This window comes from Erwinia sp. ErVv1, from assembly GCF_900068895.1.
Classification (GTDB): domain Bacteria; phylum Pseudomonadota; class Gammaproteobacteria; order Enterobacterales; family Enterobacteriaceae; genus Erwinia.
Window position 1 is genome coordinate 47,686 of record NZ_CDPK01000019.1, and the last position, 18,789, is coordinate 66,474.

17 protein-coding genes and 2 pseudogenes are annotated in these 18,789 nt (G+C 58.7%); 6 read left to right on the forward strand and 13 right to left on the reverse strand.

Going from position 1 to position 18,789, the window contains the following annotated elements; all coding sequences use genetic code 11:
* From A1830_RS19630 to A1830_RS19660, 7 genes are all read right to left on the reverse strand, one after another.
* Positions 1-1,602, reverse strand: coding sequence for an ABC transporter substrate-binding protein (locus A1830_RS19630; RefSeq protein WP_067710071.1), 1,602 nt, complete (start codon positions 1,600-1,602; stop codon positions 1-3).
* Between the two features lie 31 nt (positions 1,603-1,633).
* Complete coding sequence (locus A1830_RS19635) at positions 1,634-2,911, reverse strand: NAD(P)/FAD-dependent oxidoreductase (RefSeq protein ID WP_067710073.1); 1,278 nt, start codon at positions 2,909-2,911, stop codon at positions 1,634-1,636.
* Positions 2,912-2,931: 20 nt separating this feature from the next.
* On the reverse strand, positions 2,932-3,600 hold the full coding sequence (locus tag A1830_RS19640; protein ID WP_067710075.1) for a haloacid dehalogenase type II: 669 nt from the start codon (positions 3,598-3,600) through the stop codon (positions 2,932-2,934).
* A gap of 240 nt (positions 3,601-3,840) precedes the next feature.
* A complete protein-coding gene (locus A1830_RS19645) occupies positions 3,841-5,310 on the reverse strand; it encodes an aldehyde dehydrogenase family protein (RefSeq protein ID WP_067710077.1) in 1,470 nt (489 codons plus the stop codon).
* A gap of 376 nt (positions 5,311-5,686) precedes the next feature.
* Entirely contained in the window at positions 5,687-7,147 is a 1,461-nt protein-coding gene (locus A1830_RS19650; RefSeq protein ID WP_067710078.1) for an NAD-dependent succinate-semialdehyde dehydrogenase, read from the reverse strand.
* A 127-nt stretch (positions 7,148-7,274) separates the two neighbouring features.
* The gene (gene cbl / locus A1830_RS19655; RefSeq protein ID WP_067710079.1) at positions 7,275-8,231 is read right to left on the reverse strand and encodes an HTH-type transcriptional regulator Cbl; all 957 of its coding nucleotides are present in this window, start codon (positions 8,229-8,231) and stop codon (positions 7,275-7,277) included.
* A 232-nt stretch (positions 8,232-8,463) separates the two neighbouring features.
* Positions 8,464-8,994 (reverse strand): O-acetyl-ADP-ribose deacetylase, encoded by a 531-nt coding sequence (locus A1830_RS19660; RefSeq protein WP_067710081.1) that lies wholly within the window; start codon positions 8,992-8,994, stop codon positions 8,464-8,466.
* Positions 8,995-9,175: 181 nt separating this feature from the next.
* Here A1830_RS19660 and A1830_RS19665 point away from each other — a divergent pair, with 181 nt between their 5' ends.
* The gene (locus A1830_RS19665) at positions 9,176-9,385 is read left to right on the forward strand and encodes a SymE family type I addiction module toxin (RefSeq protein WP_067710083.1); all 210 of its coding nucleotides are present in this window, start codon (positions 9,176-9,178) and stop codon (positions 9,383-9,385) included.
* A 284-nt stretch (positions 9,386-9,669) separates the two neighbouring features.
* On the opposite strand, the gene A1830_RS23520 is transcribed toward A1830_RS19665, so the two are convergent.
* The 4 genes and pseudogenes from A1830_RS23520 to xerC (A1830_RS23525) all read right to left on the reverse strand — a co-directional run.
* Complete coding sequence (locus A1830_RS23520; RefSeq protein ID WP_231877677.1) at positions 9,670-9,825, reverse strand: hypothetical protein; 156 nt, start codon at positions 9,823-9,825, stop codon at positions 9,670-9,672.
* 651 nt (positions 9,826-10,476) lie between these two features.
* Positions 10,477-10,800: a type II toxin-antitoxin system RelE/ParE family toxin gene (locus A1830_RS19670; RefSeq protein ID WP_067710085.1), complete on the reverse strand. Its 324-nt coding sequence runs from the start codon at positions 10,798-10,800 to the stop codon at positions 10,477-10,479.
* On the reverse strand, positions 10,797-11,060 hold the full coding sequence (locus A1830_RS19675; protein ID WP_067710087.1) for a type II toxin-antitoxin system ParD family antitoxin: 264 nt from the start codon (positions 11,058-11,060) through the stop codon (positions 10,797-10,799). The genes A1830_RS19670 and A1830_RS19675 overlap by 4 nt, the downstream gene beginning before the upstream one ends.
* A 53-nt stretch (positions 11,061-11,113) precedes the next feature.
* Positions 11,114-11,910: pseudogene (xerC, locus tag A1830_RS23525) on the reverse strand (site-specific tyrosine recombinase XerC); the annotation flags it as partial.
* 57 nt (positions 11,911-11,967) lie between these two features.
* On the opposite strand from xerC (A1830_RS23525), the pseudogene A1830_RS23530 reads away from it, so the two are divergent.
* Together A1830_RS23530 and A1830_RS19690 are read left to right on the forward strand one after the other, a co-directional pair.
* Positions 11,968-12,267 (forward strand): annotated as a pseudogene (locus A1830_RS23530) (helix-turn-helix domain-containing protein).
* Between the two features lie 73 nt (positions 12,268-12,340).
* Positions 12,341-12,550 carry a SymE family type I addiction module toxin gene (locus tag A1830_RS19690; protein ID WP_067710089.1) on the forward strand — a complete coding sequence of 70 codons (210 nt, stop codon included), beginning with the start codon at positions 12,341-12,343 and terminating at the stop codon, positions 12,548-12,550.
* 393 nt (positions 12,551-12,943) lie between these two features.
* On the opposite strand, the gene xerC (A1830_RS19695) is transcribed toward A1830_RS19690, so the two are convergent.
* Both xerC (A1830_RS19695) and A1830_RS19700 read right to left on the reverse strand, forming a co-directional pair.
* Entirely contained in the window at positions 12,944-13,993 is a 1,050-nt protein-coding gene (gene xerC / locus A1830_RS19695; RefSeq protein ID WP_067710091.1) for a site-specific tyrosine recombinase XerC, read from the reverse strand.
* Positions 13,986-16,997, reverse strand: a complete 3,012-nt coding sequence (locus tag A1830_RS19700) for a CHC2 zinc finger domain-containing protein (protein ID WP_067710092.1) — start codon at positions 16,995-16,997, stop codon at positions 13,986-13,988. The genes xerC (A1830_RS19695) and A1830_RS19700 overlap by 8 nt, the downstream gene beginning before the upstream one ends.
* Before the next feature lie 134 nt (positions 16,998-17,131).
* On the opposite strand from A1830_RS19700, the gene A1830_RS19705 reads away from it, so the two are divergent.
* The 3 genes from A1830_RS19705 (at position 17,132) to A1830_RS19720 (ending at position 18,769) form a co-directional block, all read left to right on the forward strand.
* Positions 17,132-17,497 carry a helix-turn-helix domain-containing protein gene (locus A1830_RS19705; protein WP_231877679.1) on the forward strand — a complete coding sequence of 122 codons (366 nt, stop codon included), beginning with the start codon at positions 17,132-17,134 and terminating at the stop codon, positions 17,495-17,497.
* A 71-nt stretch (positions 17,498-17,568) separates the two neighbouring features.
* Positions 17,569-17,916 carry an endoribonuclease SymE gene (gene symE / locus A1830_RS19710; RefSeq protein ID WP_067710096.1) on the forward strand — a complete coding sequence of 116 codons (348 nt, stop codon included), beginning with the start codon at positions 17,569-17,571 and terminating at the stop codon, positions 17,914-17,916.
* Positions 17,917-18,409: 493 nt separating this feature from the next.
* Positions 18,410-18,769: a SymE family type I addiction module toxin gene (locus A1830_RS19720; protein ID WP_156485044.1), complete on the forward strand. Its 360-nt coding sequence runs from the start codon at positions 18,410-18,412 to the stop codon at positions 18,767-18,769.
* Positions 18,770-18,789: the final 20 nt, after the last annotated feature.

The following is an 18,789-nucleotide window of genomic DNA, read 5'->3' on the forward strand; positions in this document are numbered from 1 at the left end:
TCAGGAAAGCCAGGCGAATTCGTGGAAGCGATAGCCCATCATCATGCCCGACGGCCAGGCCTCCACCCCTTTCACCCGGCTGCTGTGCCCATCCAGTGAGCTGATAAAGGTGGGAATAATCGTGCCGCAGTGGTCGTAAATCAGCGCCTGCATATCGCCGTACATCTGTTTGCGCTTTGCCTGGTCGCGTTCGCCGCGCGCCGCCACCACCAGCTGGTCGAACTGCGGGTTTTTCCAGCCGGACTCATTATTGGGGGCGTCGGAGAGGTAAAACTGTGAGAAGAGCAGATCGAGCGTCGGGCGCGGGTTGATGGAGCCGTAGCCGAGCGGATCTTTAGTCCAGTGCGTTGACCAGTAGCCGTCGTAGGGAACGCGCCGTACCTGGAAATTCACCCCGGCCGAACGGCCGAGCTGCTGAATAAGCTGTCCGCCCTCCACCGATCCCTCGATATTCTGGGTGGTGATAATCTCGGCGCTGGCGCCCGCCATCCCGGCTTTTTTAAAGTGAAAACGCGCCTTTTCAACGTCCATTGGCCGCTGGGGGATCGCCTTATTAAACAGCGGATGCCACGGCGGCACCGGCGTATCGTTCGCCACCTCGCCAAAGCCCTGCATCACGGTTTTCACCATAATCTCGCGCGGCTGGAGATACTTCATGCCCAGCACGAAATCCTCACTGCTGCCGGGCTTCATATCGGTGCGAACAATCAGGTTGGTGTACATGCCGGACTTGCTCTCCAGCACGCCAAACTGGCCGGACTGGCGCAGACGCTTAACATCATTAGCGGTAAGCGTGGCAACGATATGCAGATCGCCGGACATCAGGGCGTTAACGCGGGCGGCCTGATCGGTAACGCCCATCAGCTCCACCTCGTCCAGGTGCGGCAGGCCAGGCTTCCAGTAGTGGGGGTTCTTCACCCCGACCGTACTGACGCCGGGCGTAAAGGATTTGCACTGATAAGGGCCGGTGCCGACGGCCCTATTGAAATCCTTCGTGCCGTCCTGAAGGATTAAAAACGGGCTGGTCGCCAGCACGGTAGGTATATCGAAATTAGGCTGGGTCAAAACCAGCTTCACTTCGGTGGGGCTGACGGCGGTGATGCTGCTGAACTGCTTCGCCTGGTTAATCGCTGTGGAAGCAACGGCGGGATCTTTATGGCGGCTGAGCGAAAATACCACATCCTGCGCGGTCAGCGCTTTGCCATCGTGGAAGGTGACGCCCGGCCGCAGTTTGATCTGCCAGCTGATACCGTCGCTGCTTTCAATGGATTCGGCCAGCGCGGGCTGGGCGACCAGCTTTTTATCCAGCTCGGTCAGGCCGCTGTAGAACATAAACTGGCGGGTGTAGTCACCGCTGTTGTTGCCCTTTGCCGGGTCCAGGGTGTCGGTCGCCGAGGCATTCGCCACCGCCGCACGCAGCCTGCCGCCCTTTACCGGCGTCTCAGCGGCGGCGCTTATCGCCGGGAACGCCACCAGCCCGGTACTCATTACCGCCCCCGCCGACAGCAGCTTCATGATGCTGCGGCGCGACAGGGAGACCTCATTAATCGCCTGGCTTAAGGACGGGTTAACACGACCAAATTCTTTGCGAAATTTACTCATCTGCACACCCTCAAAGTCGAACGTTAGAGGCTCAGGAGATCAGATCCCGAGCTTTGTAATACAGCCCCGCCACCGGCAGGAACCAGGGTTTTCCAAAGTAGCCGGGTACGGCGGGCCAGCTGTCGCGCTGCCAGGGGTTAGCGGACGCTTTTTCGGCAATGATGTCGGCCATCACGCGGCCCATCCATACCGACATCTGGGTGCCGTGACCGCTGTAGCCCAGCGAATAAAACACCCCCTCCTGTTCGCCCGCATGCGGTAGCCTGTCTGCCGTCATATCCACCAGGCCACCCCAGCAGTAGTCGATTTTTGCCGACGCGAGCGCAGGAAAAATTTTGCTCAGGCCAGCCTGTAACACCCGGCCGCTGCGCGCATCGGAGGTGGGATTACTGATGGCGAAGCGGGCGCGGCCGCCGAACACCAGGCGCCGATCGGCGGTGGTGCGGAAATAGTTGCCGATATTCAGGGAGGTAACGCAGGTGCGGTTAGTGGGCATCAGCGCGTGAAGCTGTTCAGGCGGCAGCGGCTCGGTGACCACGATAAAGCTGCCTACCGGGACAATGCGGCGCTGGAACCACTCAAAGGGGCCGACGTTCGAGCAGCCGGTGGCCATCAGCACTTTATCGGCGAGGATCTCACCGCCGGGTGTGCCGACCCGATGTCGGTATCCCTGGAGACGCGTCAGTCGGGTAACCGGCGTATGCTCGAAAATCTCAGCGCCGCTGCTGACCGCCGCCTGCGCCAGGCCCACGCCAAATTTCCCCATATGCATCTGCCCGCCGCGCCGCTGAATCAGCCCGCCGTGAAAGGCAGCCGAGTTGACCTCCCGCCGCACCTCGTCGGCCCCCAGCAGTTCGACCTCGGGATCGACGGTGCTTTTCAGCGCCTCGTAGGTGGCCTTCAGCCCGGAAAAGTGCGCGGGCTTGCTGGCGAGTTTAATTTTGCCGCAGCGCAGAAAATCACAGTCGATCTGCTCCTCTTCCACCAGGCTCTGCACGTAGTCAACCGCGCTGGCGAAGGCGCGATAGTAGCGGCTGGCCTGCTCAACGCCCCGGCTGGCCACCAGCGAAGCGAAGTTCTGCGATACGCCGGTGTTGCAGTGGCCGCCGTTGCGGGAGGAGGCCTGGCTCATCACCGCCCCGGCTTCCAGCACCACCACCTTAAGTCCGCTGCGCGCCAGACTGAGCGCCGCAGAGATACCGGTAAAACCGCCCCCAATCACCACCACATCTGCCGTGGCAGGTAGTTCACCCTGCGACGCGCCGGTAAATACCGGGGCCGTGACCTGCCAGAAAGATTCCAGTTTCATGCCCTGCTCCTGGTAAAGGGTTACAGACCCACCACGGCCGGAAGGCCGCCAATGTCCTGGATTTCGGTATAGCCATAGGCGGGATTGGCCGGATCGTGCCCGCGGTTAACGAACACCGTATGGGTGATCCCCAGGTCAAAGGCGGTCATCAGGTCATAGCGCAGGCTGCTGGAGACGTGAAGGATTTCGTCAGGCGCACAGTTGAGCTTGCTGAGCATGTACTCAAAGCCCTTCATCTGCGGCTTGTAGGCACCCACCTCTTCGGCGGTAATCGTCATATGGATCGGGGCGCCCAGCCGGGGAACGTGATGCTTAATCAGCTCGTCTGTCGAGTTCGTCAGCAGCACCAGCGGAAATTCAGTAGCGACTTTCGCCAGGCCAGCGGGGACATCCGCATGTGGCCCCCAGCTGGCGCAGGCGGTCATGATCGCCGCGCAGTCCTGCTCCGTGCACTCCACGCCCCACTTGTTACAGGTGCGGTAGAGCGCATCGCCTACCACCTGGGGATACAGCTTAAATGCGCCCAGCACTTCGTCCCGGCGATAGTAAGCAAAATCGGTGGTGAAGGCGGTCATCTTCTCCGGGCTGACGCGGCTGGCGAAGCGGGCCGCCGCCGCACCCGCCATATCAAAGTTGATCAGCGTGCCGTAACAGTCAAAGGTGATAAATTTCGGTTTGAACAGGGCCATGGTGCATCCTCCTGGGTTTCAGTGACTGAATGTTGAACGTTGCCCGGCACAATGCGACCGGCTGACGGAGCGGTAACGGTTGATAAATGACATGCTGACTTCGCTGACGAACGCGCAAAGCTCGCCCATCACGCGCCGAAGACTTTTGTCAGGCGCTCAGAAGTCGTTCAGCACGCGCCGACGACTTTTGTCAGGCGCTCAGAAGTCGTTCAGCACGCGCCGACGACCCTTAGCAGGCGCTTAAAAATCGATCAGCACGCTTTTGTAACGCTGGCAGGCTTCAAATGCCTGTCGGCCCAGATCTTTGCCGATGCCCGATCCCTGAAAGCCGCCGGTGGGAATAATGAAGTCGCCGGAGCGGCCGTAGCGGTTAATCCATACCGTACCCGCGGCAATCCCACGCATCGCCCGCATCGCGCGGTCAAGATTTTTGGTGTGTACACCCGCACACAGGCCGTAGGTGGCATGGCCTGCCAGCGCCAGCCCCTCCTCTTCCTCATCGAATATCTGCACAGTCAGGACCGGGCCAAAGATCTCCTCCTGCACCGCGGGACTGTCGGGCGAGACGTTGGCTATCAGCGTCGGCTGCCAGAAACAGCCCCCACCCGTGTCAGCAAATCGCTGGCCGCCCACCAGGATTTCACCGCCTAGCCGCCGGGCCTCCGTGACGATCTGCTCCACTTTCGCGGCCTGACGGCCATCAATCATGGGGGCATAGCGGCTGTTCTCGTTCCAGGTGACGCCCGGCGTAAAGCCCTGACAGAGCGCAGTCAGCCGTTCGATCAGCGCCGCGGCAATGCCACGCTGGACGATCAGGCGGGTACCGGCCACGCATGCCTGACCGCCGTTGGCGGTAAAACCGCGCAGGATCCTCAGCGCAACCTCCTGCACATCACCCGCGTCGTCAAAGACCAGCTGCGGGCTTTTGCCACCCAGCTCCAGCGTAACCGGCTTCATCCCATGCCAGGCGGCCTCGCTCATAATGCGTGCGCCGGTCTGCGTTGAGCCGGTAAATGAAATTTTTCGCACCAGCGGATGCGCCACCAGCGCGCTGCCGGTTACCGCACCGCTGCCCTGTACGATGTTCAGCACCCCGGCTGGCAGCCCGGCCTGCACCGCCAGCTCGGCGAGCCGTACGCTGGAATAAGGCGTCAGCTCGGACGGCTTGAGCACCACCGCATTGCCTGCCGCCAGCGCCGGACCACACTTCCAGGAAGCCATCGACAGCGGGAAATTCCACGGGGTAATCGCGGCAATCACGCCGTAGGGTTCCGGGATCAGCATCCCAAGGCTGGCGTGCCGGGTCGGCAGCAGGTCGCCGCTGTATTTATCTGCGCACTCGGCATAGAACCGAATCGCCTCGGCGGTGAACGGAATTTCGTGATTAACGACATCATGGATCGGACGGGTGGAACCCAGTGCCTCAAGCTGCGCGAGCGGCAGGTCGTTTGCTATCAGATCGGCCCAGCGCCGCAGTACCGCACCTCGCTGGCGGGGAGGCGCGCTGGCCCACCCACTCTCCCTGACGGCCCGATCGGCGATGGCAACGGCTTCATCTACCTGCGCGGCGTCGGCGTCGGCCAGTTCGCCGGCCAGCAGCCCGTCGGAGGGGCGCTTTACGGCGAATCCTTCCCCCTCTCCACGTCGGTGCTGGCCGTTAATATAGTGGCCTTCTGGCAGTGCAATCTTTTCAGGATCGAAACTTAGCATTAATAAACCTCTATATTTACCGGACCTGTTGCCCATGCGATCCCGCCTGTATTTAGCCTGCTAACTAAATAACCGTCCGGCGGTTCTGGCCTGAATTAACTAATGCAGTAAGCATGCCAGTCCGTAAAAAAATATAAATGCGTAAACCCTGGCTGAAAAAAATTTTATGCCGTAATTAGCGGCTAAATCTCACTGATTAGCCGCATCCGTAAGCAGATGATTTTTATTGTTTTATAAACGCACCATTGCAGAGCAAATGCGCCTTTTCCTGCACCAGATATGAGAAAACATCAGAAATGCATGGCCGCAATATAATAAAAAAAAGCCCGCAGCAGGTTAACCAGTGCGGGCGCGTAATAGTTTTTCACGGCTAACGTTAACTCAAACTCCCGAAATGAAAGGCCTTAATTTCAAGATATTCGTCCAGACCATGATGTGCGCCTTCGCGCCCCACGCCGGACATTTTTATGCCGCCAAAGGGCGCCACTTCCAGGGAGATGGCGCCGGTGTTATAGCCCACCATGCCAAATTCCAGCGCCTCACCCACGCGCCACGCGCGGCGCAGATCTTCAGTGAAGAAGTAGGCCCCCAGGCCATAAGGCGTATCATTGGCCATGGCGATGGCCTGATCTTCCGTGTCAAAAATAAACAGCGGGGCGACCGGACCAAAAGTTTCTTCACTGGCAATGCGCATGTCGGGAGTGACGTTACCGAGCACCGTGGGGGGAACAAAGGTGCCAGGCCCATGACTGACGCCGCCCATCAGGAGCGTGGCACCCAGGCCGAGGGCATTTTCAATATGGGCATTAACCTTGCTCACCGCCGCCGCATTGATCAGTGGCCCAAGGGTGGTGCCTGCCTTAAAGCCATCACCGACGGTAAGGCGGCTGACCTCTTCCAGCAGGCGCCGGACAAAGCGGGGATAGATGCCGCGCTGAACCAGTATCCGGTTGGCGCAGACGCAGGTTTGTCCGGCGTTGCGAAATTTGCTGACCATCACTCCGGCGACGGCAATCTCCAGGTCGGCGTCATCGAAGACGATCAGCGGCGCATTACCGCCCAGCTCAAGGCTGAGACGCTTAATGCTGTCTGCGCTTTGCTGCATCAGCAGCTGGCCCACGCGGGTGGATCCGGTAAAGGAGATTTTACGCACGGTGCGGCTGGCGGTGAGTTCGCCACCAATGCCCTGCGGCAGGCCGGTAAGGATTTGCAGAACGCCGGGCGGGATGCCCGCGCGGATGGCCAGCTCCATTAGCGCCAGCGCTGAGAGAGGCGTCAGCTCAGAGGGTTTAACCAGAATGGGACAGCCAGCCGCCAGCGCCGGGGCGACTTTCCGGGTAATCATCGCAATCGGGAAGTTCCACGGGGTGATGGCCGCCGCCACGCCGACCGGCTGCTTGATGACCAGGATGCGGCGATCGTTTCCCGGCGCGGGGAGGGTTTCGCCGTAGATACGTCGGGCCTCTTCGGCAAACCACTTCACAAAGCTGGCGCCGTACAGCACCTCCCCTTTCGCTTCGGCCAGCGGTTTACCCTGTTCAGCGGTCATAATCACCGCCAGGTCATCGGCATGGTCGAGGATCAGCTGGTGCCAGGCTTCCAGCCGCTGCGCGCGCTGGGCGTTGGGCGTTTTCGCCCACTCGTGCCGGGCGGCCTCGGCAAAGGCGATGGCGATGGCAGTCTCCTCCGCACCCAGAGCCGGGATGGTAGCTATTCGCTCGCCGGTGGAGGGGTTAATAACGGGCAGCGTTTCACCGTTATCGGCGTCGCGCCAGCCGCCCCCAAAGAAGGCCTGCTGGCGCAGCAGCAATGGATCGTTTAAACGTTGAGTAAGCATGTCGTCCCCTTATAAGTGTTATTTCCACTCTAGCGGAGGGCCGGGAACGAATGCTGCGCTATGTACAGGGCGGTCCACGGGCTAAACGCCCATTTTCAGCCCCAAACAAAATTTTATGCCGTGGGGGTCAGATCTGGAAATCTATAACCGGCTCCTCCTCGCTGGCGGAAAGCGCCTGACGCTTGATCTCCTCCAGGGAAAGGTTGGCATTACAGAGTTCCAGGAACTGCCAGACATAGTTACGCTGTAGCTGCCCGCGCTTCAGCCCCAGCCAGACGGTATTCGACTCGAACAGATGCTTCGCTTCCAGCCGCGTCAGGGACGAATGCTCATCCAGCTGACAGGCCTGATCGGCCAGCACGCCGACGCCCAGACCCAGCTCCACATAGGTTTTCACCACGTCTGAGTCCTGGGCGCTTAATACGATATCAGGCTTAAGGCCCGCCCCGTGGAAAGCGCGGTCAACCCGGGAACGCCCGGTGATGCCCTGGCGATAGGTGATCAGCGGATAGCGGCTCAGCGCGGCCAGGGACACCGGCTGCTGCTGCTCAAGCTCATGCCCCTTAGGTACCAGCAGCGCGTGGTGCCAGCTAAACCAGGGGAAGGCCGCCAGCGACGGATTATTAACCACCTGTTCGCTGGCGATCCCCACATCGGCCTCACCTGCCACCAGCATCGAGACGATTTCCTGTGGCGATCCCTGATTCAGTTCGAGCCTGACGTTGGGATAGAGCGCACGGAAAGCTTTAATTACCCTGGGCAGGCTGTAGCGCGCCTGGGTATGGGTGGTGGCGATGGTCAACACGCCGCTGGACTCATTGGTAAAGACATCGGCCAGCCGTCGCACCTTGCCCGCCTCATCCAGGATGCGCTCGGCGATGGTAAGCAGCGCCTTACCCGGTTCGGTCATGCCCAGCAGGCGCTTGCCGCGCCGGATAAAAATCTCAACGCCCAGTTCATCTTCCAGATCGCGGATATGGCGGCTGACACCGGACTGGGAGGTGAACAGCGCGTTTGCCACTTCGGTAAGATTAAACTCGCAGCGTGCCGCTTCCTTAATAATTTTAAGCTGTTGAAAATTCACGCGCGTCCCTCCCTCTGTTAACTGATATTTCACATCATGTTAAGGAGGCATACTCATAGCAACAAATAATAAAAAGAGGTTTTATATGCTTTTTAGTGCTAAGGGAGTGGGTAAAGAGACAGGTGGAGAGATACAGATAACCTGCACGTCGGGCGGGAGGATGCATAAGCTGGAGCGGTATCAGGCGCTTTTACGCCGCTTTCACGGCGGGCCACCTGCAGAGATACCGTTCTCAACAATAATGATCTTTTTCTAATGCCTTATAAATAGCGTAATTCTCCCTTTCAAAGCAGACGATAATTATTTTTTCAATATTATGATAATTTATCAGGCCGCTGGCGATCGTTTTTAAGGCGATTTCTGCGGCTTTCTGTTTCGGGAATCTGTAAATCCCGGTGCTGATATTCGGAAAAGAGAGGGTCTTTATATGATTATCCTCTGCCAGCCGCAGGCAATTGATATAACAGTTTGCTAAAAGTGCATCCTCGTTATTTCCACCCTGACTCCAGTGGGGCCCGACGGTATGAATGACATATTTGGCAGGCAGGTGCCCCGCGACCGTAATCACGGCGTCGCCCACGTTACAGCCCCCCTGTTTGGCCCGTATAGCCTGACAGGCTTCAAGTATTTGTTTCCCTCCCGCGCGATGGATTGCCCCATCCACTCCCCCACCTCCCAGGAGAGAACTGTTAGCCGCATTAACAATCGCATCAACGGGAATTCGAGTGATATCCCCCTGGATGATTTCTATTCGATTATCCATCGTTTGAAGCCCCCGGTAAGATCATTTTCACAAGGAAGGTGCTTATCTCAGCGCCTGAGAAGTGGTTTAAGTTTAGGGTAATAATTCGGGTTTAACAGTAACAGACGTTGGCTGAACGCGGCAGGAGTGAGTTCGCACCTCATCCCGCCGCTAACCACAACAACTTTACGAGATAGTTATCATGGCTGCGCAACATCATAAATCTGAACAGGTTTCAACCAAAGCCCGCCGTTATACCATGGGTTATGGCCGGGTTCACATTAAGCTCCAGCCGTCACCGTCGATCACGCTGCGGGGCCACTGGATGGGGGCGCTGGGTTTTGAGACGGGCAGGAAGATTGAGGTGATTTGTGAGCAGGGCGAGTTGATCATCCGGCTGGCTGAGGAGTAAGCGGCAGGTAAAACTATCCCGGCCTGGTGGCCTGGGTTTGCGTATGTTACCGGGGATTTGAAGGCGAGACCGGTTTCTCTTTCGACATGAGGCATTGCCCCACACCAATAATAATCCCGCATCCGATTGATATTTCAATGCCTCTGATTAAGTGATTTCGATCAAAATCGAAATCACTCACTAAAAAATAGGATGCCAGAGATATAAGTAATCGACCACCTACAAGAGTAATGAAAAGACCAACTATCCACGAAGTGACCAATAAGACTAAGAGCTTAATTTTCTTATTTTGCATCACTCTTTTTCTCCAATTTTTGCTGAACTTTTTCGGCTGGATTCTTTGCGGAACTTCCAGGATATTCAGAACCGGCAGATTCAGCGACTGCCCCTGCTATTTTAGGTATAGTGAATTGAGGAATTGTAGCTTGTAGTCGCTCCACACCTTTTCCTATGGTAGCACCTCCAGGGTTCCCAAGCCTGCATCGGGGATCGGAGCTGTAGCATCTTCCCCTGCAATTTAGCGCCTGTATAAGCACCAGTAACCTTGCTACATCAGTAAATAGAATCCTTTACCCTGAGTTAGTCCGCTGATACCTGTGGCTATAAGCGCATCCGTAGCACTGAAAAGCCCCCCACTGTTTAACTGATTGAATACATTTGTCTGGCCGCCGCAGACAGACGCAGCCGGGGGAGCATAAAGCCCTTTAAGCGGAGGCCGTCAGGCCGGCCTGCCTTATTGCTGTTGCCTGAACACGATGATCAGGCCAGCGCCACCAGGGATAGCGGCCCCACCCCGGCGCGGAACGGGGGGGCGCACGTCATAATGTGTATTATACGCATACGGCCCTCACGATAACGGCGGGCCGGGGGCCGGGCGCTGAGGCTGAGCGGGACGGGTGCGTATAATACCCACACATCATGTTTAATGGCCGGGCAGCGGCCACGCCTGAACCGCCATATTGTGCGCCGCCTGTACCGCTGTATGGCCATTTACCCTCGCGCACACGGGACGCGATGAAGGCAGAGCCCCGCACGGACGCGGTGCTTTGCCGCACAGCGAACAACTCAGCTCACAGACGGCTCCGCTAACTTTACGGGCTGTCCGGTGGCTCTGATGCTCCGTCCGGTTCTGTGAACAGCGTTATAATATCCCGTGAGCCATGCAGCAGCCTCTCTATACGCACTTCAGTATCAAGCACCCTGAACACGATGAGATAGCGCCCGTAAGCACAGCTTCTGACGCACTGCCCCAGCTCGGGTCTTTCTCTGTAGATGCCCGGTGATTCCCCTATCAGCAGGCACTGCTGATACAGCTCTTCCGTGAAGCTCACTGCCCGTACCGGGTTATCCTGCGCGATATAGTCACCTATGGCTTCCATATCCTGCTCTGCCAGTGGTGATATACCCAGTTTCATTTCGTCTGCTCACCTTCGCCCATGCGTTGGTATTTGCGTGACAGACGCCCGAACACCTCTTCAGCACTTTTGCTTTCACCGCTGTTTATCCCTGCGCTGACCGCTTTTTGCAGTGTTTCAAGTTTCATCTGCTGCTCCCGTTCTTCCAGTGCTCTGAGTCCCGCACGGATCACTTCACTGGTGTTGTTGTAACGCCCGCTTTCTATCTGTTCGCGGATGAACGCTTCGAAGTAAGGACTGAGTGCTACGCTGGTTGGCATGGTCGTTTCTCCACCCGGATTACTATCAGTTAATAACTGTTAGTATTTCAGAGTTACTCTTCTCCATCAACTTTCGGTTTATCTGCCTCCCCCTGCTCCGCAGGATGCGTACCCGCATGCACCGCCTGCAACGCCCGGATACTCACCTGCGTGTAGATTTGCGTACTCTGTACGCTCCTGTGGCCCAGCATCGCCTGTATCCAGCGCAGGTCCGCGCCGTTCTCCAGCATCTGCGTCGCCATCGCATGGCGGAACAGGTGGCAGCTCCCTTTGTCGATACCCGCCGCTCTCAGGTACGGCACCACGGCCATGGTAATGCCGCAGGCCGTCAGACCCGCCACGCCGTCCATTACAGGAACAGTGCTTTGCAGTCAGGTATGACAAGGATTTCCGCCCTGACCTGGACGATGTAGCGCTTCAGCCACCACAGCGCCCTCCGATATCACTCGGTCCTGCTTTGCCTTGACCTGTACGATGGTGAGTACCTTCCTGCTGAAGTCCGGGCCGTATATCTCCAGTTTTTCTACTTCACCGCGCGGATACCCGTTGACCACAGCAGCTCCAGCAGCGCCCGGTCACTGACACCCTGCAACGTGCCCAGGTCGCACAGGTTCACGATGTCTTCCGCCTGTTCCACGCTCACGCTCAGGATGGTACGCGGCAGCCGTTTTTCCAGCCGTGGCAGCTCAAGGTCTGCCGCCGGATTTGCCAGTATCAGCCCCTGTTTTACCATCCAGGAGAACCACACCTGAAGCGGCTGGAGCGTGGTGCGCCGCCTCCGGCTGGAGAGCGGCTTACCGTTGGTTTTGCGGTACTGATACAAATACCGCTGGTAACGCTCCAGCACCGGCGGGTACCTACGCGACTTAACTTACTACGTAAAGAGCCTGGCCTGTCCCAGCAGGCGATGGCTGATGCCGTTGGCCTGCCCGTTAACAGCTGGAAGTAGTACAAGAGCGGCCAGGCGATGCCTTCTCTTGATGCACTGAAGAAGATTGCCACCACGCTACATGTCAGTACCGTTTTTTTGTTGTTTGATGAACATGAACGTGGACCTGAAGGTGAGCTGGCGCTTCAGTTTGAAGCCATCAGCCAGTTGCCGGAGAACGAACAGGCGATAGTCCGTGAAGTACTGGAAAGCCTGATCACCGAGTACCAGTCCCGCCGCTGGGACTCTGCAAGGAAGGCGGCTAAAGAAGAGAGTTAACACGAGCGCGGGCTGAAGGTGGTGGAACAGCGACAACCCGCTGACCACAACCAATTAAGTGAGGTAGCTAATCATGGCTGCGCAACATCATAAGTCAGAATACTTTTCAACCAAAGTCCGGCTCTATACCGTGGGTTACATTAAGGATCATATTAAGCACCGTCCGTCACCGTCGATCACGCTGCGGGGCCACTGGATGGGGGATCTGGGGTTTGAGACGGGCAGGAAGGTTGAGGTGATTTGTGAACAGGGCAAGTTGATTATCCGGCTGGCTGAGGAGTAAGCGGCGGGTAAAAAGATCCCGGCTCGGTGGCCGGGATTAATTTTTCAGATTATCTTTTAGTTTGCTGAGGGTTTGCACTGCTGCTGACGCCGCCAGGGATGGCGGCCCCACCCCGGCCCACAACGCGGGGGCGCACGACATAATGTGTATTATACGAAGACGGCCCGCTCGTTGAGGGCGGGCCGGGCTGAGGGGCTCTGCAGGACGACTGCGTATAATACCCGCACATTATGTTGAACGGACGTTCGGCCAGCAGCATGAACGCAGAGAACGCCACCGCTTAGCGCTGGCCGGGCGGCCGTTTACCCCCGCGCACACGGGACGCGATGAAGGCAGAGCGCCGCACGGACGCGGCGCTCTGCCGTGCACGGAACAACCCGGCTCACAGAGGGCTTACGGGCTTTCCGGCGGCTCCGCTGCTGCGCCCGGTTCCGGGTTCTCCCGCTGCTCTGCCGGATGGGTTGAGGCATGCACTGCCTGAAGTGCCCGGATACTCACCTGCGTGTAGATTTGGGTTGATTCAACGCTCCTGTGACCCAGCATCGCCTGTATCCATCTGAGGTCCGCGCCGTTCTCCAGCATCTGCGTGGCCATCGCGTGGCGGAACAGGTGGCAGCTCCCTTTGTCGATGCCCGCCGCTCTCAGGTACGGCACCACGGCCATTGTTATACCACTGGCCGTCAGCCCCGCCATGCCGTCCATCGCCAGGAACAGCGCCTTGCAGTCAGGGACGGCAAGAACCTCCGGGCGTACATGATGCAGCCAGCGGTTAAGCCACCACAGCGCCCGCTCGCCCACCGGGATCACCCGGTCCTGCTTTCCCTTGCCCTGCACGATGGTCAGTACCCGGCGTGAGAAGTCCGCGCTGTATATCTCAAGCGCGGCCACCTCGCCACGCCGTATCCCCGTTGACCACAGCAGCTCCAGCAGCGCACGGTCACGGATGCCCTGCCGCGTCGTCAGGTCGCACCCGTTCAGCACCTCCTCCACCTGTTCCACGCTCAGTATCGTGCGCGGCAGATGCCTTTCCAGCCTCGGCAGCTCAAGGTCAGCGGCCGGATTCGCCAGGATAAGGCCCTGTTTCGCCATCCAGCTGAACCACACCTGAAGCGGTTGCAGCGTGGTCCGCTGGGTGCGCGTGCTTAACGGCTCACCGTTGCTCTTGCGGTACTGATACAGATGCCGCTGGTACGTTTCCAGCGCCGGGCGCGTCACGTCTCCGGCATGGTGCAGGCCCCGTTCAGCCGCCCACAGGATAAAGCGGTAGCTGTGATGCGTCTGCACCTTCAGCGTGGTCTCCGACCAGTTGCGCTCCCTGCGCCACCTGACGAACCGCAGCAGCAGGTTATAGAGGCTTTTCGGGTCGGAAGCCGGGCCGACGGGCTGGCGGTACACGTCATCGACGGTAAGCAGGCGGTTTGAGCGGGGTTTACGGTTAGCCACGTTGCACCACCCCATCATCAGGGGCGACGGCGGTGACGCGTTTTTCTTTTCCTCTTATTACTGCGTTTTTGTCAGACCCGACCGCTTCACCCGTTAACCCTCGCCGGCTCTGGCCTGACGCCGCTTTTTTGCCGTCCGCCTGCCCCCCGGCCGCACCCCGACCGGGGGCCGACCGCTCTGCCCCTGACCCCGACCGGAGCGCGCCGCCCTCGTCAGCCGCCACCTCCAGCAGCCCGCACAGGTGCGCCCGGTCACCCTCTTCCCCGTCCCACAGCAGCCCGTACCCATACGTCAGCCCGCGCCGGAACAGCAGCAGGTATTCCATTTCAACCAGCCGGGCCAGGTGGATTTTCAGCTGCGTGTCGCCCCAGCCCAGCGACGAACGCACCTCGCGCCGCGTGAACCGCAGCTCCTCCGGCTTCACCGCCTGCCGCTGCGCCGCTTCCTGTACCCAGCCCTTCAGCTGGATTAACAGCCTGCGCGTCTGCGGCGGCATCTCGTCCAGCGTGCGCCCCAGCACCTCATGCGCTAACCGGTTTGCCAGGGTGATATCCGATGGCTGCACTTCGATATATTCGATGACCTGGCCGCGATGCTCAGCCCGCTTCACCTCCCGCTGGTACTGGTGCAGCAGGGCTATCGACTGGATTAAGGTGAGGTACTTCATATGGTCGCGCCGGGTGCGCGTTTTATCGCTCAGGAACGTCAGCCGCTCCGCATACGGATTGACCACCTTCAGCGGCCGCAGCAGCCGCTGCGCGTTCTGGTGCAGCTTCGTGACGTAACCTTTTTCCGACTGCGCCAGCAGCCCTTCCAGCGTCTGGCCGCGCCGCTGCATCGCGTGTATCGCCTGCGTCTGCTCCCTGGACTCGTTCACCGCCAGCACCAGGCAGCGGTTCAGCAGCTCTTCGTCCACGTCGATGGCCGTGGTGGTCAGCATCAGCATCACCGGGCCCTTCACGCTGTACTCCCGCGTCACCAGCTCCCCGCTCTGCTCGTTCTTGCCCGTCGAGGCGATTTTCAGCTCCCCGTCCGACTGCAGCAGCTTCAGGGCATACGCCGCCTGCCGCACCCCCTCCTCCTCCGCTATCGCCAGGATTTTATGCTGCAGCGAGGTCTCCCCCAGGTAGTACAGGCTCTGCCCGGTCATGGCCGAGTACTGGATGCGCTCCTCCTCCGGCATCAGCCCAAGCACCGCGTCCATCAGCGAGGATTTCCCCGCCGCAGACGATGACTGGATTAACACCGCCAGCGGCTTATCAAGCTTACGGCTGACCGCCGCCAGATACCCGGTCAGCAGGTTGGTGGCTTCGCCCACCACGCCGCAGGCCGCGAGGTCATTCACTATCCGCTCTGCCAGGTCAGGGGATTTCAGCAGCGCCAGCGCCGCCGCTTCATCCTCACCGGAGACCGTCACCGCCCCGGAAGCCTGTTCCGCTTCCGCCGCCTTCAGCCGTTCATCCCGGCGGGCTTCGAGTGCCAGCAGCACCCGGCCGCATTCACGTTTTATCACCGCGAGTTCACACGCCAGCTCGTTCGCCGCCGTGCTCACATACGCCTGCCGCTGCTTCGCGTGGTACATATCGAACGTATCAACGTGGAACGCGCCGGTTGATTCGTCCAGCACCTGCACGTTCACCTTCATCACTTCGGAGAGGGTATTCTTCTGCCAGCCCCGCACCCGCCACGCGCGCGGCCCGGAACGCAGCAGCAGCTCGCCGGAGGGCGTGATGTCGCAGGCGATAGCGGGGATTGCAGCGGCAACCGTTGCCGTCTGAACGCCCGGCAGGGCAGCTAAAGAAGACGGTTTTTCGCCGCTGGCGGTCAGCGTTTCCGGTGCGGCAGTGGGGCCGCTGTCTGACCCCATCCGCACGGCCTGCTCCAGCGCAAGCGCGAACGCAGACTCAGGATTGCCGCTTTTCAGCGCATACGCGTTCGCATCCAGCCCCGCCGGGAACCGCACCCGCCAGGCCTCGATCCCCGCCTCTGCCAGCTGACCGGCGACCCCTTCCGCACCCCGATCCCCGGCGTCGTCCCGGTCGAAGGCGATCAGCACCCGCTTCACCCCGTGATACGCCAGCGCCGCCAGATGATCCGCGTTAAAGCCGTTGCAGCCATACGCGGCGATCGCGTTGCGGAACCCCGCGCACCAGAAGGTCATCGCGTCGATCAGCGCCTCGCACAGGATCGCCTCTGACGAGGCTTTCAGCGCCGGCTCATTCCACACCCCGGCCAGCGGTGACGGCAGGTAAAGGTGCTTTGCCGATCCCTTTTTTATCTGATGATCCGGCATGGTACGCCGCCCGTACAGCTGCAACACCCGGCCACGTGCAGCCGGATCATAACTTTCTGACCAGCCCGTGACCGGCACCACCAGGCAGCCCCGGAAGTGATCCTGACGCGTCGACTCACGCACCACGCCCAGCCCGGTAAGCCTTGCCCGGAGGGATTTTCCTTCCTTCGACGCCGGTGACGGCAGCGCCCCCGCCACGCCGTGCGCCCCCGCGAACCCCAACCGGAAGTGGCTCACCAGCCCGGGATGGTTCAGGCCGCGCTTCTCCAGCCAGGCCAGCGCATCCGGGCTGTTCAGCAGGTTCCGGTGATACCAGTTCACCGCCTGGTTAAGTAGCGCCTGGCCGTCGTCGTCCAGGTCGGTGAGCGTCTGACGGGCAGGCGGCGAAGAAGGCGCAGGAAGAACAGCGGCTGAAGAAGAGGCGGCAGATCCGGCGAACTCACGCAGCCGCAGCACCGCTTTCGGCAGGGAGAAGTTTTCGGTTTTCATCATCCAGTCAACCACTGACCCCGCCGCCCCGCAGCCGAAGCAGTGATACAGGTTTTTGGCCGGGCTGATGACCAGCGAGGGGGTTTTCTCCTGATGGAACGGACACAGCAGCACCAGGTCACGCCCCTGTTTACGCAGCTGATGCCCCTGTGATTCGGCCAGCGCCGCTAACGACACGGTGCGCTTTAACTCGTCCAGTTCCTTCTGCGGGATGCGGGGCATATCCAACTCCTGTAAAACACGTCAATAGACACTTATGTAGATTGCATTATCTATATATTATGAGATTTGCAACAGGCAACTAAAAAGGAGGCCGTACAATGAACACCGATAATTCATTGTGTGCAGGTATGGATATGTCAGCATTTGCAGAGCGTCTTCGCCTGTTGCGTGAGGCCCGTAATCTCAGTCAGGTCCGTCTGGCTGAGCTGCTTGGATTAGACCCGCGAGCCTATAACCGCTGGGAGAAAGCAGCAACAGCCCCTCACCTGGATACGGTGATTAAGATTGCCGATGTGCTACAGGTGACGCTGGATGAACTGGTTGGCCGTCAGGCCGTTTCGGAAGAGGTGAAGATCCGTAATCATATGCTGCATTCTTTGTGGCAGAAGGCGGATCTGTTGCCGGATTCAGATCAGCAGGCGCTGATCGCCGTACTGGACAGTTTTGTTAAGAAGTCGATGGTTGAACAGGTAATAGGATTTAACAGTAGCAGACGTTAACTGAGCGCGGCAGGCGTGAGTTCTCACCTCATACCCGCCGCTAACCACAAGCAACTAAACAGGAGTTGATTATGGCTGAGCAACATCATAAGTCAGGGACGGGTACGCCCACAACAACACGAGCTTACACCGTGAGCTATATCCGGGATTCACGTACCTTTGAACCCGTTCCGGCCATTACCCTGAAGGGCGGCTGGCTGAAGGAGGCGGGGTTTGATACCGGAACACAGCTTAACGTCCGGGTGCTGCCGGGCTGCCTGATACTGACCGCGCTGGAACCCCGGCCAGAGCCGGAGGAGCCGGAAGTGGTCACCACCCTGCGCCAGACCTGTAAAAAACTCTCCGCTCGTAAGCAACAGCAGATCGCCGAGTTTATTCAGGTGATCGCCGGGCCGCAGAAGCGGGCGGCTAAGGTGTAACTGACTGGTTATAAAGTAAAATCCCAGCCCGGTGGCTGGGATTTCTTTATTAGATTAAGCCAAAGGACTCAGGTAGTTCTTTAATGAACTCGCATTTATCTCCAGTATATTCTCTTGATATATCTTGGAAGATACTCGTTATATCTTTCCTATCGTCATCATTTAATGATCGTAACTCTGCGGCCATTTTCTCCATCATTTCTACCGCTAAATCTGGATCTATTTGCCTCTCATCTGTGAACTCTAAAAATATAGCAAGATTAGTTATGATTTTTACTAGGAGATTAAAAACAAGCGGTTAAAAGAACTTTGCAAGCAGGCGGACTCTTTAAAGCCGGAGGATCAGGACGTGATATGTCGTCTTATGGATATGGCGATTAAGCAGGACAGGCTAAAACAGATTATCAGCTAACCAGCTGATGATTAACGCGGAACCGGGATGGTTGCAACACCCCAGCGCCGCTAACCATCACTAACTATCATGGAGTTAATAATGGCTAAGCACGATTGTAAGTCAGAACCGCAGGCAACTGAAGCACCGCAGCCCACTAACCGCTGTGAGTTTCACAGCAACGCCATGCATCACGGGCTGTTTTTACGCGGCGAGTGGCTGGAACAGGCGGGATTTTTGCACGGGATGCCTATTAAGATCCGGGTGATGCCGGACTGCATCGTGATCACCACCCAGGACACCCGCGAACTGTGGGGCTGCATTGAGGGCCTGAGCGTGGTGCCGATCAACCGCAGAAAGGTGGCGCAGTGGCTGAGGGAATTTCCGGGCGCGTTACACAGCACCTGTGACGTGCCGAAGTTTAAACGCAACAGCGGGTATCATTGTCGGGAGCTGAAATAGTTAAAATTCCCGGCCTGGTG